A 15,140-nucleotide genomic window follows, 5' to 3' on the forward strand; every position below is an offset into this window, starting at 1 on the left:
ATTATGCCTCCGCGACTAGGCCGTATTCTGCGGCTTCTTCTAAATTTACGGTTACTAATTTTGAGGTTCCCGGTTCAAGCATGGTAACACCTAAGAGGTCGGTTGCCATCGTCATAGCAAGTTTATTATGTGTAATGTAAATGAATTGGACTTGTTCAGAAAGTTCTTTTACTAAATTACAAAAACGTCCTACGTTGGCATCATCTAGCGGTGCATCAACTTCATCGAGTACACAAAATGGCGCTGGATTTAAACGGAAAATTGCAAAAACCAATGCCAACGCAGTCAGTGCTTTTTCACCACCAGAAAGTAAAGCTAAGGAGCTGTTGCGCTTGCCAGGTGGACGTGCCATTAATTTTACCCCAGACTGCCAATCATCTTCCAAACTCAGACTCGCTTCACCGCCATTAAAGACTTTTGGAAACAGGTCCTGCAATTCGGCATTGATCTGATCAAAAGTACTCATAAACAATTTACGAGTTTCTTGATCAATACTTTTCATGGCCGCCTGCAACTGCGATACAGTATTTTCCAAATCTTCAATTTGATGGCTCAGTTCCGCAAAACGTGTGGAAACTTCTTCATATTCTTCCGATGCTGCCAAATTGACTGCACCCAATTTATCAAACTGCTGCTGCGCTTTCGCCAGTTTCTGCTGATGTGCGGTGACATCTATCTGTAAACCGGTAATGATTTCACTGTTTAAATCTTTTAACTGTTCAGAATAATGCTGATAGTCCGACTTGGCCGACTGCCACGCCAAACGCTTTTCTTCAAGCTGTGCACGTAGCTGCTCATCTTGCTGCTGCTGTTGCTGGCGCTGTTCGGTCAATTGCTGCTGTTTGGACTGCACACTGTTCAATTCTACTTGCCATTCCAACCAAGTTTTTTGCAGTTTTTCAGTCTGTTGCTGTTGCTCAGAAAACTGAGTTTCCAGCGCAGGTAATTCTAGTTGGACTGGATCAACAAACTTTTTGGCTTGTTCCATTTGCGCTACAATCTGTTGATATTGTGCTTTTAAAAAGGTGGCATCTTTTTCCAATAATTCAGTCTGCTGCTGGGTTTGCACTGCTTGACGACGCAGTAACTCTAGCTCTTGTTGCTGCTGCTGAAATGATTGTTGTGCTGTATCAAATTGCTCGTTCAGCTGCTCGACCTGAAATTGCAAAGTTTTATATTGCGGCAAAGCATGCTCAAGTTTAAATGCCAAAGCATGCAAATCAATTTCCAGATCATCTTTTTGCATGGCATCTTCTTCAAGTTGCTCATCTAACTGTGCCAATTGATTCTGCAATTGCTGTTGCTGTAAAGCAAAGGCCTGCGCTGCACTTTCAGCTTTCGCAATTTGCACATCCACGGCCTGCACAGCCTGTTGCTGCTGTTTCAGTGTCTGCTGTTGCTGCTGTAATTGCTGCTGCAACTGTTGTACTTGTTGCTGTAACTCAGGCAGTTGCTGTTCTGCTTGCTCACATTGTGGCAGTTGCTGCGTCAACGCCTGCTCAATTTCATCCAAACGAATCCGATGGCTGAGCGCCCCTTGCCCCGCCTGCGCGGCTTCATCATAAAACAGCCCAATCACCCAATCAGGGCCAACATGATAACCATCTAAACTTAAAATAGATTGCCCTGCTTGCAATTGCGCTTGCAAAGCAAAAGCCTGTGATAAATTTTCTGCAATCGCAACCTGTTGCCATAAAGAACTTTGTGGTGCAGTAATCCAGTCACTTAAACATTCACAGCCAGACAATTGCATGGCCGATGTTTGGTGATCTATAACAGCATTAACTTTTAACTGACGTGCGCAGCTGTCCTGAAAGGTACTATTTAAATCGACCAGCTGTGCAGACAGCCATTTAGATAAAAACTTTTCAATCAAACTGGCATGTGCTTTGGCTGTATCTGCAAGTTGTAATACTTGCATCAACTGCACTACATCGTTTGCCACTTTGGGGCTTTGCTTAATAAGCAATTGATTTAGATTTTTCTGCTCAGACTGCAAAATCTGAATTTCGGATTTCAGCGCTGCACACTGGGTTTGGTGCGCTTGATACTGTGCCTGCAAGGTACTCAGTTGCAGCGTAGTTTCCTGAATACGCTGTTCTGAAACGCCCAATTCCATCTGCAAACGCTGCTTTTCATCGTGTAATTGCTGCAGGTTGTCTTGCCCATCCTGCTGCTGAATCTGAGCAAATTGCTGAGTCAAGGTTTGTTTTTGCTGTTCAATGCGGCTGATGTTTTTGGCAAGCTGCTCACTTTGTGCCTGCATTTGCACATGTTTTTGTTGTTGTTGCTCTACTTGTGCCTTGATTTGTGCATACTGCTCGGTTTGACCACTTTGCTGGGCTTTTAAATCCTGCAACTGCTGTTGATGTTGCTGCGCTAACTGATCTTGCTGCTGCACATTACGCTGCTGTTCATCTTGTTGATCGGACAAAGTCTCTAGCTGCAATTCAATTAACTGCAAACGCTCTTTGGTTTGTGCTTTTTGTTGTTCTAACTGCGATAAGGTTGCAGTATTTTGCTGAAACAGACTTTGTTTTTGTTCCAGTGTCATTTTGAGTTCAGCCAGTTTCTTTTCTGCCTGTTGCCATTCTTGCTGTAGCGGTGTCGATTGCTGAATCAAACGCTGAAACAACTCACTGGTCGCAGTTAAGTCATGTTCCAAAGTGGTCAGCTCAGAGCGCACCAATTTAAAACTTTCCCCTAACTCATTCATACTCAGGGTATATTCTTGCTGTAAACGTGCACTTTGTTCACACTGAAAAGACAACACTTCGACTTTAATGGTGCGAATTTCGCTCTCAAGCGCTTTGTATTGAATTGCTGTTTCTGACTGACGTTTTAAGGTTTTTAATTGCGATTTTAGTTCTGAAGCAATATCTTCCAAACGCGCCAAGTTCTGCGTGGTGTGATCCAAATGCAGCATGGTTTCACGACGACGCGCCTGATAACGTGACACGCCTGCCGCTTCTTCAATAAACACCCGCATTTCTTCAGGTTTAGCATCAACCAAACGATTAATCATGCCCTGTTCAATAATTGCATAAGAACGCGGGCCTAAACCTGTACCCAGAAAAATATCGGTGATGTCACGACGACGACACTTGGTTCCATTTAAAAAATATTCAGACTTACCATCACGGTTGACCTGCCGACGTACCGACAGTTCATTATAGGCGTTATAAGCACCGCCCAATTTGCCATAGGTATTGTCAAAACGCAGTTCAACACTGGCTACACCTACAGGTTTGCGTTTGGCAGTTCCTGTGAAAATTACATCCTGCATACTGCCGCCACGCAACTGGCGCGCACTAGATTCGCCCATCACCCAACGAATGGCGTCAATCACATTGGATTTACCACAACCATTCGGCCCCACCACAGCGGTACGGTTGGCTTTAAAATGTAAGGTCGTACTGTCGGCAAAAGATTTGAAGCCAGAAAGTTTTAAACTGCTTAAACGCATAATGTCCCAATTAACGGCGTGAACGTCTTGCCCATGCAAGCTCGATCTGTTTCATACGGGTCAGAGATTCCAACACCAAGTTGCGCAAGTGTCGGCAAAAATCTTCCATAAATAAAGTGGCTTGTTGTGATTTTCTGCTTAAAATTGCATCACTCACCAGTTTAAATAATTCAAAAGATTCTTGTAACTCCCGACGCGAAGTATTTAAGGTCAAAAAGTAACTGCGTCTTAACGATGGCAATAACTCTTGATAGAACTTCATTAAATATAAATTTCCCACCATATCAGGCTGCCGTGCCAGATATTGAAAAATTAAATCATAAAACTTTTCAGTATTGCCCAAGCGACATTGCTCTGCCAGTTGCAGCAAAAGTTGTTGTAAGGCTTCGGCTTCATGCATTCGCCACGTGTCCGCAATACGCTGCACAATATAACCCAATAACAAACTGCTGCTGTCAAACAAAGCTCGGACTTGCTGTGCCGACATTTCCGACACAATTGCACCACGACGTGGAAAAATTTCAATCAGATGAGTACGTTGCAATAACAACAGCGCTTCACGTACCGAACCACGACTCACGTCCAGTTCTTTGGCGATGCGCAATTCCTGAATACGCTCACCTTCAACCAAATCACCGCTAATAATCTGTTCTGCGATGTGTCGGGCAATTTGTTCCGATAAACTTTCTGATTCTTGTTGTTGCATACTGTTCCTATCTTGTTTTTATAAGATGCAGTGATGAAAATTCGGAGCTACTCTCATTTAAGACATCTCAGGATCATCCTTCGACTGCAAGCATAGCTCCGATACAAGCATCTTTCTTTTTACTGCGAAACAGATCACAACGCCATGACATTGTCCGACAATTTCATGGCGCTAGAGCCAATTTTACATGGCTTAAAACAAAGAAAATAGCGACTCAACTTAGAAAAATACTCGCATACCCTGATATACAAAATAACAGCCAACGGTGGTCAGCAAGCAGGCAAAACATTTTTTCAACATCGCTGGCGATAACAAATGTGCCACTTTCGCACCAACTTTGGCAGTAATAAAGCTCATCACACTAATGCCTATAAATGCATAAATGTGGATATAACCAATGGTATTGGGTACTGCAACTTCGGCTTGCTTACCAAACCACATAAAGCCTAATGCGCCCGCCACCGCAATTGGCAAACCACAAGCGGCTGAGGTTGCTACCGCTTTTTGCATGACCACGCCGTAACGGTTTAAGTACGGCACTGTTAAACTGCCACCGCCAATCCCAAAAATTGCAGAGGCAATGCCAATCCCACCGCCCGCCATGACTTGCTTTGCAGTTGAAGGCAAATGATGTGAAGGATCAACCGCAATATTTGCGCCTCTAAACATCTTAAAAGCCACCCACAGTGCAAAACCGCCAATTAATAATTGTAAGCCTTGCCCCGAAAGGAAATCGGCAATACCTGCACCAACAAATGCACCCACAATTAAACCAGGCGCAAGATTACGAAATACAGGCCACATCACCGCACCTTTTTTATGGTGTGCCGTAACCGAGCTGATCGAAGTTACAATAATGGTTGCCAATGATGTCCCCACCGCCATGTGCATTAACACCGATGGGTCATAATTGAGTTGAGTGAACACAATATATAAAATTGGCACAATAATTAAGCCGCCGCCCACGCCAAACAGCCCTGCTGCAAATCCAGCAATTGCACCAATCAATAAATATATGATTAACTCCATAAATATATTCCACTATTTGTAAATTCGTATGGATGTAGAAACCCGACAACTGCAACAACAACTCACAGAAGCAGGACAGCTTCCAGAAGTACTCATCCTGAAGCCGATTACCACTTCCACCAATGATGATGTACGGGAAATTGCACAAAAAGGTGTGCAGAGTGTCTTGGTATGCAGTACCAGACAAACGCATGGTCGAGGACAACGTCAACGGCAATGGGTATCACCCGAAGGGAACATCTATTTAAGCACATTGCTAAATTTACGAACACCTGTAAATGGGCGTTTGGCTTTAGAAATTGCGTTAAATATCTTGCAAATGCCGAGTCTACAGGCGCTGAATCTACAAGTAAAATGGCCAAATGACTTATACAGCCCGCAAGGCAAATGGGGCGGCATCTTAATTGAGCCAATTTCTGCACAGCAAGTCATTGTTGGGGTTGGGCTTAATCTTGCACCTGTCAGCTCAGCAGTTATTGATCAAAAAACCACATCTTTAACCGAACTGGGTTTGGTATCTATTGATCGTGTGCGCCTGATCGCAGAGCTTTATCTTGCCATTCAACAAGCCTGCGACTGGTTTAATCACGATTGCTATAATTTGGCATCTCGCTTCAATCATCATGCCGTATTTATGCAACAACAAGTTGAATTTGAACATTTTAAAGGTACTTGTCAGGGTACTTTTTTAGGCATTCAGGATGATGGCGCAGTGCAAATTGAAACGGCACAAGGGCTTGAAGTTTTTTATCAGGGACGTTTACGCCCTATCGATCATGCCGAGTCATCTTCATGAAAAATTTATGGCTAGATATTGGTAACACCCGCCTGAAATATTGGGTCACAGAACAAGACCGCATCATCGAACATGAAGCAGAATTGCATTTGCAATCTCCTGCCGATTTGTTGCTGGGTTTGATTCAACACTTTAAAAGTCTGAATGTGCATAAAGTAGGCGTGTCATCGGTACAAGATCAGAAGAATAATCAACGCATTCACTTGATTTTAAAAACCCTGAATGTGCCTGTGATTTATGCCACAGTGCATGCAGATTATGCAGGTTTGCATTGTGAATATGATATTCAACAACTGGGGATAGATCGCTGGCTGCAAGTGCTTGCCGTGGCAAATGACCCACAAGAAAATTATTGTGTCATTAGTTGTGGTACGGCGCTGACTATTGATTTGGCGGATGGACTGACGCATTTAGGCGGCTATATTTTACCGAACTTATATTTGCAACGTGATGCACTGATTCAAAACACCAAAGGCATTAAAATTCCCGATGCTGCATTTGATGAACTCACCCCAGGACGCAGCACCATTGATGCTGTTCATCATGGTATTTTACTCGGCTTGCTCAGCACCATTGAGCATGTAATTCGACAGTCACCACGTAAACTGATTTTAACGGGTGGCGATGCACCGCTGTTTGCCAAATTCTTGCAGCAATATCAACCGCAAGTCGAGCAAGATTTATTGCTCAAAGGTTTGCAGCGTTATATTCAGTATGCAACGCATGGAGTGCACTAAAAACCAAACATTGCGTCCATCTACGCTGATCAGTCTTTCGGTGTAGCTGTCATCTGCAAATAAAAAAACAAAAAAAAGCAGGCTCATTTTTATGCGCCTGCTTTTTTAACACTTAGATTCTAAGATGCTTTAAAAACAATTATTTCTTAGTTGGGTCGTTGCCACCAAACAATGGGCCCATACCGCCGCCACTAAATTGCTTTTGTAAACCGCCCAGTGAACGCATCATTTTTGCCATGCCCGATGGATTGGCAAATTTTTTCATCATTTTTGCCATTTGTGCATGTTGCTTGATCAACTTATTCACTTCCGACACATCCATACCACAACCCGCAGCAATACGTTTTTTACGGCTTGGATTCATCAGGTCTGGGTTACGACGCTCTTTGATGGTCATCGACTGGATAATCGCTTCCATCTTTTTCACTTGCTTTTCAGGATTGGCTTGCGCAATTGCATCTTGAATACCTGAGTTGCTCATGCCAGGCAACTTGTCTAAGAAGCCCATCATGCCGCCCATTTTATTCATTTGTTCAAACTGCATCAGCATATCTTCAAAGTTGAAGCTGCCGCCTTTTTGCAGTTTTTTCGCCATTTTTTCGGCTTTTTCTTTGTCGATTTTACGTTCAACTTCTTCGACCAAAGACAGCACGTCACCCATGCCCAAAATACGTTGTGCAACACGTTCTGGGTGGAATGGCTCTAGGGCATCGAGTTTTTCACCCATCCCCAAGAATTTAATTGGTTTACCCGTAATCGCACGAACTGAAAGTGCTGCACCACCGCGCGCATCACCATCAGTTTTAGTAAGGATTACACCTGTTAATGGCAAGGCATCATTAAAGGCTTTGGCTGTATTTGCCGCATCCTGACCCGTCATGGCATCGACCACGAACAAGGTTTCAGTCGGTTTAATCGCTGAATGTAATGCCTTGATTTCATCCATCATGTCATCATCGACGTGCAAACGACCTGCAGTATCGACAATTAACACATCAGCAAACTGAATTTTTGCCTGTTCAATGGCACGGTTGGCAATATCAACAGGGTTTTCATTGGCATTCGAGTCAAAGAAAATTGCGCCAACTTCGCCTGCAACCGTTTGTAGCTGTTTAATTGCCGCAGGACGGTAAACGTCGGCAGACACCATCGCCACTTTTTTCTTTTGACGTTCTTGTAAGAAACGTGCCAATTTTGCTGCAGTGGTGGTTTTACCCGCACCCTGCAAACCTGCCAATAACACCACAACCGGTGGCTTGGCAGCAAGGTCAAGGCTTTCATTGGCCTCGCCCATCATTTTTGTGAGTTCGTCATAGACAATTTTGACGAACGCCTGACCAGGGGATAACTGAGTCATCACTTCCTGACCCAATGCCTCTTCCTTAACTTTCGCGATGAATTCACGAGTTACAGGTAACGCCACATCGGCTTCAAGAAGTGCCATACGTACTTCACGTAACGTATCTTTAATATTGTCTTCGGTTAGCTGCCCTGAGCCAGTAACATTTCTTAAACTCTGCGTGAGTCGTTCTGTTAAGGTATCAAACATTGCAAATTCCGCTTAAAATAGCCATTAGCAAAAAAATGTTTCTTTAAAATAGAAAATTTATGCACAAGATGCTATAGGATACTGTAGTTCGCATCGAATTTATATAAATGAATATTCATCATCCTGAAAAAGGTTTGACATGATCAGTCTCCCCTTGGTTTATACGATTTTAGCATTAATCGCTTATACCAGTTCTTTTTGGTATTTATTTTCACATTTAATGTCTAAACGTGCGCCAAATCACTGGTTTATTCGTTCTCTGCTCAGTTTGGGCTTATTGCTGCATGCTGCCGTGTTGTATAACGATATGTGCACGCCGATGGGTGTCAACTACAACGTGTTTAACCTAATGTCATTTACTGCGGGTTTAATGTTGTTATTGAGCTTGCTGTTCAGCAGTTACCGACCTGTAATTGCGCTAAATTTGATTGGTATTCCTGTAGCAGCAGTGGGTTTAATTGCAGGTTTTTCATTCAGCCAACATAATTTATTTATTAACCAAAACTCGATTGGTTTAGATATTCATATTATTTTATCGCTGTCTGCTTATGCCGTATTGTTGATGGCGACCATTCATGCCGTGCTCATGTGGTTTCAAAACCGCGAACTGAAAAACAAACAAAAACGTCGGGTTTGGGTAAATTTGCTGCCGTCTTTGCAAGATATGGAATCTTTGCTGTTTGATATGTTGATTGCAGGTTTTGCCTTACTCACAGTCGCACTAGGTTTTGGTTTCTTTACGGTAGAACATTTCTTTGCACAGCATTTAGCACATAAAACTGCCTTTAGTATTATTTCTTGGTTTGTCTATGGGTCGTTGTTACTTGGGCGTTATAAGTTTGGCTGGCGTGGACAAAAAGCGATTCGCTTTACCATTATTGGCTTCTTTTTATTGGCGCTCGGTTTTATTGGTTCTAAATTTGTGTTGGAAATGATTTTGAGTAAGTAAGGTGTTTTTATTTTGCTCATTCAAAGTGTAGGATGATCAATTATTTAATAGCATAGTCGAGGGGGAATGGGCTGTTTAAATTAAGCCAATCATTTAAATGATTTCTAACGATGTAAGAACTCAATTAAAAGATCTAGTCTAGGATGCACATCAACTGCATGGACTAGATAAAACTTGAGATACAGATCACTGTGTCAAATAAAACAGCTTAAATACCAGAACCTTAGCTACAACCACTTCAATTCAAAACCCTTTTCCTAGACAACCCACAGAAAAAAACGTATAACTCCACTTTTGTTTGAACTGGCAGCATCTTGTGAAACTGATTCTTGCACCCATGGAAGGCTTAACCGACCCCATCATGCGTGATGTAATCACGTCTGTAGGCAGTTTTGACTGGTGTGTAACAGAGTTTATTCGGGTCACAGACAGCATTTTGCCAGACCATATCTACCACACCTATTGCCCAGAACTACTCACCAATGGCAAAACTGCGGCAGGTACGCCTGTGCATGTTCAGTTTTTGGGGAATAATCCTGAAATGTTAGCCGCCAATGCAGCCAAAGTTGCGGCTATGGGTGCACCTGCAATTGATATGAACTTTGGCTGCCCTGCCAAAACAGTCAATCGGCATCGTGGCGGTTCAGTTTTACTCGATGAACCCGAAGTAGTATATGAACTGGTTAAAGCGGTTCGCGATGCCGTTCCTGCTCATATTCCAGTTTCCGCCAAAATGCGTCTAGGCTATATGGATCGGAACTTCATGCTAGAAAATGCGCACGCCATTGAAGATGCAGGCGCAGCATGGGTTACAGTACATGCACGTACCAAAGCCGATGGCTATACGCCTCCCGCATTTTGGGATCAGCTACGTCCTATTCGTGAAGCCTTGAAGATTAACGTCATCGCCAATGGTGAAATTTGGAACAATGCCGATGCCAAACAATGCCAGTTAGAATCGGGCTGTGAAGATTTGATGATTGGTCGTGGTGCGGTCACCACCCCAGATTTGACCCAATGTATTCGTCAAAATTCAGACCTGCCTTTGCTGAGTTGGCAAGATTTGCTGCAACTACAAATTCGCTTTATTCACGGCCCTGCCAAAACAGAAATTGGGATGCTGGGACGTTATAAACAATGGCTCGGCATGATGTCGAAACATTATCCCGAAGCCAAAGCTTTGTGGGATGAAATCAGGCGTCTGAAAAAGCTGGATGAAATCATTGAAAAATTAGTCGCGCACACGACTTAAACATTGAATCCATCAAACTCAAGCTTCATCTAAAAAATTTCAGCTTTTATTAGGGTCTGCTGACAATTCGTCTATGTTTGCGGCGATGCATATTTTTTAGCTGATATAAGGCATGGGACAGGAAATTTAGTCATTCTAAATGACTGGCACATAACGCAATAGCAGCAAAAAATATGCTCGCCCTGAAAGGCTGTGGCTAAAACTTTCTCAGATTGTGTTATGAAACTTAGCAATAGTCTCGCTATTACTTGCGTTTCATGCCTGATCTGCTCAGTTTTAGCCTACAGCGCAAGCCATTTATGAAATGTCAAAAGCCCCTAGTGAATATCGGCTATTCAACCTTGCTGACAAAGCTTGGCATTTCCCATGCACTGCCTGCAAAACCTTTGCATTGTCCTGCATCGAATTGATAGCTTTTGACAAACTGCTGACCATTCCACGCCCACTCAATTTGACTGAAACAATCGCCAATTCCACGCCCTTTTTGATAGGCAAAAATCTGTCCATTGCTAAATTCTGAAGCAGAATCAGTTACAAATTGCTGTATCTTTTGCAGTTTTTTATCCATAACCCAATAAGCCACACCCCAATTATAAGCCCCTCGCCAACAGCTTGCCTCAACCAACACGCTATCTTGATTTAAGGGATAAGTATGAATCTGCTGTTCTGCTTGTTCAGGTTCAAACAGCATATAACAATCTTCACGATCTACGGTTTTTTGTAAAATTGGATATAACTTTTCTGCACTGGCCGCGGTAAGCACCTGTGCTTTGGCGGTTCGGTGTTGAGGCTGCATGAGAATGTTAATTTTAGGCATCGCTTGCGCTTTTAAGACCTGTGTGGATGCTTGATTGCCTTTTGCCAATATTGCGGAGTCTGTACCCACACGTTTTTGAAATTCATCCATTTTTAGCAACACTGCACTCATGCCTGCATCAGACAATTTCCAGCGTTGTTGACCATGTTTTAACTCGATCACGACATGCTGACGCGCCTGCGCCAACAGCTTTTGCACACTGGCAGCAGATAAATTGGCGATACTTTCATGAAAGTTTAATTGTTGCAAAGTGCGTCCATTTAAAAATAAAGTCGCTTGAGCAATATCTTCTTGAATTTGCAATTGCCCTTGTACAGCACTCTTTGCACCTGCTTGACGGGTCAATAACATACTGATCGGTTGTTCAAAATCATCATCGCTTTGGTAGCCTGCGGCACGGCAGGTTCCTGTATTATCACAGGCCAACTCCCAATCTTGATGCTGAAAATACAGTCCTTGCAAAGCAGTCGACTGGCTTGCAGCAATCATTTTTTCAGCAGTAATGGGTGCTGAAAAAATATTTACGCTACCCAACAAACCACCGATCGCCAGTAATATTTTTAGATTGCATTTGAAATTCATAATCTTCGCAACTCCTGAAATTGTCATCTGTGATTCAACGGCTTAATCAAGGCTAGATTTAACACCTTGCCTACTTAGCTCAATAAAAAAGCACGCCAGAGCATGCTTTTCTAATGCAATTTAACATCAAGATTTAATGCAAAAGATTACGATTCCTGCGTTAAATCCTTGACCGTGGTGCTTGCGCCATTGGTTTTCACCGACTCAATGCCTTTGTCACGTGATTGTTCAGAAGTATAGAGCTGACTCGTACCAATAATCTGATGGTTGGCAGCTTTTAAATTAAAATACGGCTTATCATTCTTAGGTGTCAATCGATCATAACGCCCATCATCCTGACTGTTCTTTTGTACCGAAGCGATGCCATTTTTTGCCGATGCTTTCGCCTTATACTGTTCACTGGTTAAGATAATTTCGCCATTCCCAGCTTTAAGTACAAAGCGGTACTGACCATTGCTTGCTTGTGAAATCTCAAACCATCCTGACATACTTGCCCCCAGTTTTCTTATGAGTGGTGAAGTGTGTTGTTGAATGATGCTAGGCTTTAAACTGCCTAAAAATTATTCTTTTCACTTAAAATATAAAGGACTTAGGCACAAGAAAACAGTATTAATTTTGTACACTCTTAAAGTTATTGTTGCTCAATTTGAATACTAAAATACTTTTATAAACTCCATAAAAAAGCGCAGGCAACTCAAGTCGCCTGCGCTGTTGAAATCTGCTTAAACTTAAGCTTTTTTCACATATTCAGATTTTAATTTCATAGCCCCCATGCCATCAATCTTACAATCAATGTCATGACCATCTGCTGCATCTGGAATTAAGCGAATATTTTTCACTTTCGTTCCCACTTTTACAGCAGCCGAAGAACCTTTAATTTTCAGGTCTTTAATCACAGTCACCGTGTCGCCATCTGCCAACACGTTGCCGTTTGCATCTTTAATCACAGCAGCAGTTTCTTCTAGCTGTTCCCCTTCTTTCCACTCATGTGAGCATTCAGGACAAATCAGTAGGTCGCCATCTTGGTAAGTGTATTCTGATTGGCATTTTGGGCAATTTGGCAAAGACATAAAAAACCTCAAAAACTATATTATAGCATTTTTTACTGAATTTTCATAAACTTAAAATCCTTATAAAGCACAAGGATAATCAAATAAAACTCTTTAATTGGACTGTGCTAAGCGTTGCAGCATCACGCGTTTTAATACCACTACATGATTGTGCTGCTCATCTTTAGCTGCTGTGACCAGAGTGATTTTTTGCTGCTGTGCCAGTTCACACAACGCCTGTAAAGCCTCTTCTTGCTCTGCTAATTCAGCTATATAACGCTGCTGAAACTCATCCCAATGTTGTTCAGGGTTTTGATGATACCATTTACGCAGCCCAGTCGAAGGCGTAATTTCTTTGGGCCATAAGTCAATACGAGCGCGTTCTTTACTCACACCACGCGGCCATAAGCGATCAACCAGCACTCGTGTTCCATCTGCCTGAGTCGCTTCAAGATAAGCGCGTTTCATTGCAATATCCATATTTGCACCTCTGCATCTTTTATGACGACGTCATCAGCGCCAAAGTTTTAGGCAGCAGATTATGTATCACAAATAAAAAAGCATGTGATCAACACATGCTTTTCAGATACCCGATTTAATCTTCGTAATCGTCTTCGTCTTCATCATCGTAGACGTAAGCCATACAGCCCCAGCCATCGTATTCACCGCCATGTTCTTCAGCAATTTTGCTGAACCATTGCTCTAAATCGATAATGTCTGAATACTCTGGTTCCATGTAAACATAAATGGTAATGATCCATTCAACTGCGTCAGATTCTTCATCTTGGAATAATGAAATTTTTTGTTCTTCGGCCAACAAATACAAAGCACATTTTTCAGCTTGTTCTTGTGTGGTAAAAGCGATGGAGTACTCAATCTCATGTGGCTCTGTCAGGTCATCCCCATCTTCATGCATTTGCCAAAGTACATTGCCATTATCATCATCAGGGAATTGTTCATAGTCACGTGTCATGCGAATATCCTTGTTATCTTTTTAGCCAATATATATTTGGCAAGTGACAAAATAGTGAATTCAACATAGCACAAATTTGCCCGAAGGACTCAATTTTCATTTCGTTATACACTGACTTTAGTCTGAAACACCCAAAAGCTTGTTTTTAGACACCGCAATTACTCTAAGTATTTGCTGCCAGTTTAATTTGTGGCATCTGACAAGATGCTTTCCTGTTTAAATGCCAACAGCAAAGCGGCAAACTTTAATTCTTCTTGTCGAAGTGTCAAATAAGAATCCAGAATTTTTGCGTGTCCAAATGCAGCGGCATAATGATTCAGTAAAGTAAAATCATCCTGCAAAGCTTGAAGCGATTCAGCCAGATTTTGTTCAGTCAGCTGCGCCAAATACAAATCTGCTTTGCTATTAAATGCTTGAGTCAGTAAAGTCACTGCCGCTAGACGGCGTTGCTCATCGACAAAGGCGCAATGTGCAACTTCTTGATTTTTGACTGCATCTTGAATCTTGTGTCGTACTTGCTGCAAGTGTTGTGCTGCATCACTATAGCCATAGCCTTCAATCAGATCATCCAATAGCTGCTGCGCAGGCAACTGAAAAGCAGGCGTTTGATTTTCAATTTTATGATACAGCGCGGTCATAACCTGTTCGAGTTGCTGACGTTCTTCAACCAAGTTATAAAAAGCACCCAATTGATCTTGTGCAGTTTTAAGCATTTTGGCTTTGGTTTTTTGCTCATGCTCGGCTAAAAAATCTCGGACTTTTTCAACTTGTTGCTTGCACTGCTCCCGCGTATTTTCCGCTTCGGATTTAACCATTTCTACAAACATTTCAACTTGTTGGCGACGTTCTAATACATATTGCTCAACGTCTAAAATATGTTGATAGTGCTGCAAGGTTTCTAAACGACCTTTTAAACTGCCTAATTCAATACGTAGCACAGCCAACTGATGCTCTAATTCATTACTTTCCAACTCATCGGACGCTAAATTGGAGCGAGTGCGGTCTAAATTGCTTTGTAAAGATTGAATGCTGGCAGACAACTCACGGCTACGCTGAGATTGCCAAAAAATAATCACCACCAAAACAATAATGATTGCAACCAATATATACAGCATATAACATCTCCCACCCGCATTGGTCTGCCATATTTTGAAAAGTCATCTTCAGTTTTTAAAGATGCTTTTTAACCCGCTTTGACAGCCCACCACACTCAAAACACAAAATTTTAGAACAGC

General features: G+C 42.3%; 14 protein-coding genes. 4 read left to right on the top strand and 10 right to left on the bottom strand.

From position 1 onward, the window contains the following. Position 1 precedes the first annotated feature (1 nt). From smc to HYG89_RS09895, 3 genes are all read right to left on the bottom strand, one after another. Positions 2-3,466 carry a chromosome segregation protein SMC gene (smc, locus tag HYG89_RS09885; protein WP_178867318.1) on the bottom strand — a complete coding sequence of 1,155 codons (3,465 nt, stop codon included), beginning with the start codon at positions 3,464-3,466 and terminating at the stop codon, positions 2-4. A gap of 10 nt (positions 3,467-3,476) precedes the next feature. Then, entirely contained in the window at positions 3,477-4,172 is a 696-nt protein-coding gene (locus HYG89_RS09890) for a GntR family transcriptional regulator (RefSeq protein WP_004972365.1), read from the bottom strand. 219 nt (positions 4,173-4,391) lie between these two features. Then, positions 4,392-5,201: a sulfite exporter TauE/SafE family protein gene (locus tag HYG89_RS09895; protein ID WP_004972366.1), complete on the bottom strand. Its 810-nt coding sequence runs from the start codon at positions 5,199-5,201 to the stop codon at positions 4,392-4,394. Between the two features lie 28 nt (positions 5,202-5,229). Here HYG89_RS09895 and HYG89_RS09900 point away from each other — a divergent pair, with 28 nt between their 5' ends. Both HYG89_RS09900 and HYG89_RS09905 read left to right on the top strand, forming a co-directional pair. Further along, positions 5,230-5,997, top strand: a complete 768-nt coding sequence (locus HYG89_RS09900) for a biotin--[acetyl-CoA-carboxylase] ligase (RefSeq protein ID WP_178867319.1) — start codon at positions 5,230-5,232, stop codon at positions 5,995-5,997. Continuing rightward, on the top strand, positions 5,994-6,734 hold the full coding sequence (locus HYG89_RS09905; RefSeq protein ID WP_178319266.1) for a type III pantothenate kinase: 741 nt from the start codon (positions 5,994-5,996) through the stop codon (positions 6,732-6,734). Before HYG89_RS09900 ends, HYG89_RS09905 begins: the two co-directional genes overlap by 4 nt. A 139-nt stretch (positions 6,735-6,873) precedes the next feature. Here the strand turns inward: HYG89_RS09905 and ffh are convergent, their stop codons facing one another. Then, positions 6,874-8,283: a signal recognition particle protein gene (ffh, locus tag HYG89_RS09910; protein ID WP_096902093.1), complete on the bottom strand. Its 1,410-nt coding sequence runs from the start codon at positions 8,281-8,283 to the stop codon at positions 6,874-6,876. Positions 8,284-8,422: 139 nt separating this feature from the next. On the opposite strand from ffh, the gene HYG89_RS09915 reads away from it, so the two are divergent. Next, positions 8,423-9,232, top strand: coding sequence for an inner membrane protein YpjD (locus HYG89_RS09915; RefSeq protein ID WP_178867320.1), 810 nt, complete (start codon positions 8,423-8,425; stop codon positions 9,230-9,232). A 316-nt stretch (positions 9,233-9,548) separates the two neighbouring features. Continuing rightward, positions 9,549-10,484, top strand: coding sequence for a tRNA-dihydrouridine synthase (locus tag HYG89_RS09920; RefSeq protein ID WP_178867321.1), 936 nt, complete (start codon positions 9,549-9,551; stop codon positions 10,482-10,484). 331 nt (positions 10,485-10,815) lie between these two features. Here HYG89_RS09920 and HYG89_RS09925 read toward each other — a convergent pair whose 3' ends face one another. The 6 genes from HYG89_RS09925 to HYG89_RS09950 all read right to left on the bottom strand — a co-directional run bounded on the left by HYG89_RS09925 (position 10,816) and on the right by HYG89_RS09950 (position 15,020). Further along, complete coding sequence (locus tag HYG89_RS09925) at positions 10,816-11,883, bottom strand: DUF1176 domain-containing protein (RefSeq protein ID WP_178867324.1); 1,068 nt, start codon at positions 11,881-11,883, stop codon at positions 10,816-10,818. A gap of 146 nt (positions 11,884-12,029) precedes the next feature. Continuing rightward, a complete protein-coding gene (locus tag HYG89_RS09930) occupies positions 12,030-12,371 on the bottom strand; it encodes a YegP family protein (protein WP_178867326.1) in 342 nt (113 codons plus the stop codon). 240 nt (positions 12,372-12,611) lie between these two features. Continuing rightward, entirely contained in the window at positions 12,612-12,953 is a 342-nt protein-coding gene (locus HYG89_RS09935; protein WP_004972388.1) for a zinc ribbon domain-containing protein YjdM, read from the bottom strand. A 93-nt stretch (positions 12,954-13,046) separates the two neighbouring features. Next, entirely contained in the window at positions 13,047-13,412 is a 366-nt protein-coding gene (locus tag HYG89_RS09940) for a DUF488 domain-containing protein (RefSeq protein ID WP_004972391.1), read from the bottom strand. Between the two features lie 115 nt (positions 13,413-13,527). Next, entirely contained in the window at positions 13,528-13,905 is a 378-nt protein-coding gene (locus HYG89_RS09945; protein ID WP_096901552.1) for a ribonuclease E inhibitor RraB, read from the bottom strand. Between the two features lie 182 nt (positions 13,906-14,087). After that, positions 14,088-15,020 (bottom strand): DUF5660 family protein, encoded by a 933-nt coding sequence (locus tag HYG89_RS09950; RefSeq protein WP_178867328.1) that lies wholly within the window; start codon positions 15,018-15,020, stop codon positions 14,088-14,090. Positions 15,021-15,140: the final 120 nt, after the last annotated feature.

This window comes from Acinetobacter sp. SwsAc5 (assembly GCF_013391485.1).
GTDB lineage: Bacteria > Pseudomonadota > Gammaproteobacteria > Pseudomonadales > Moraxellaceae > Acinetobacter > Acinetobacter towneri.

Bases quoted from the DNA above. Each gene is read 5' to 3' on its own strand.
- HYG89_RS09935 (WP_004972388.1), bottom strand. From the start codon at position 12,953: ATGTCTTTGCCAAATTGCCCAAAATGCCAATCAGAATACACTTACCAA.
- HYG89_RS09950 (WP_178867328.1), bottom strand. From the start codon at position 15,020: ATGCTGTATATATTGGTTGCAATCATTATTGTTTTGGTGGTGATTATT.
- HYG89_RS09915 (WP_178867320.1), top strand. From the start codon at position 8,423: ATGATCAGTCTCCCCTTGGTTTATACGATTTTAGCATTAATCGCTTAT.
- HYG89_RS09925 (WP_178867324.1), bottom strand. From the start codon at position 11,883: ATGAATTTCAAATGCAATCTAAAAATATTACTGGCGATCGGTGGTTTG.
- ffh (WP_096902093.1), bottom strand. From the start codon at position 8,283: ATGTTTGATACCTTAACAGAACGACTCACGCAGAGTTTAAGAAATGTT.
- smc (WP_178867318.1), bottom strand. From the start codon at position 3,466: ATGCGTTTAAGCAGTTTAAAACTTTCTGGCTTCAAATCTTTTGCCGAC.
- HYG89_RS09890 (WP_004972365.1), bottom strand. From the start codon at position 4,172: ATGCAACAACAAGAATCAGAAAGTTTATCGGAACAAATTGCCCGACAC.
- HYG89_RS09895 (WP_004972366.1), bottom strand. From the start codon at position 5,201: ATGGAGTTAATCATATATTTATTGATTGGTGCAATTGCTGGATTTGCA.
- HYG89_RS09940 (WP_004972391.1), bottom strand. From the start codon at position 13,412: ATGGATATTGCAATGAAACGCGCTTATCTTGAAGCGACTCAGGCAGAT.
- HYG89_RS09930 (WP_178867326.1), bottom strand. From the start codon at position 12,371: ATGTCAGGATGGTTTGAGATTTCACAAGCAAGCAATGGTCAGTACCGC.
- HYG89_RS09945 (WP_096901552.1), bottom strand. From the start codon at position 13,905: ATGACACGTGACTATGAACAATTCCCTGATGATGATAATGGCAATGTA.
- HYG89_RS09905 (WP_178319266.1), top strand. From the start codon at position 5,994: ATGAAAAATTTATGGCTAGATATTGGTAACACCCGCCTGAAATATTGG.
- HYG89_RS09900 (WP_178867319.1), top strand. From the start codon at position 5,230: ATGGATGTAGAAACCCGACAACTGCAACAACAACTCACAGAAGCAGGA.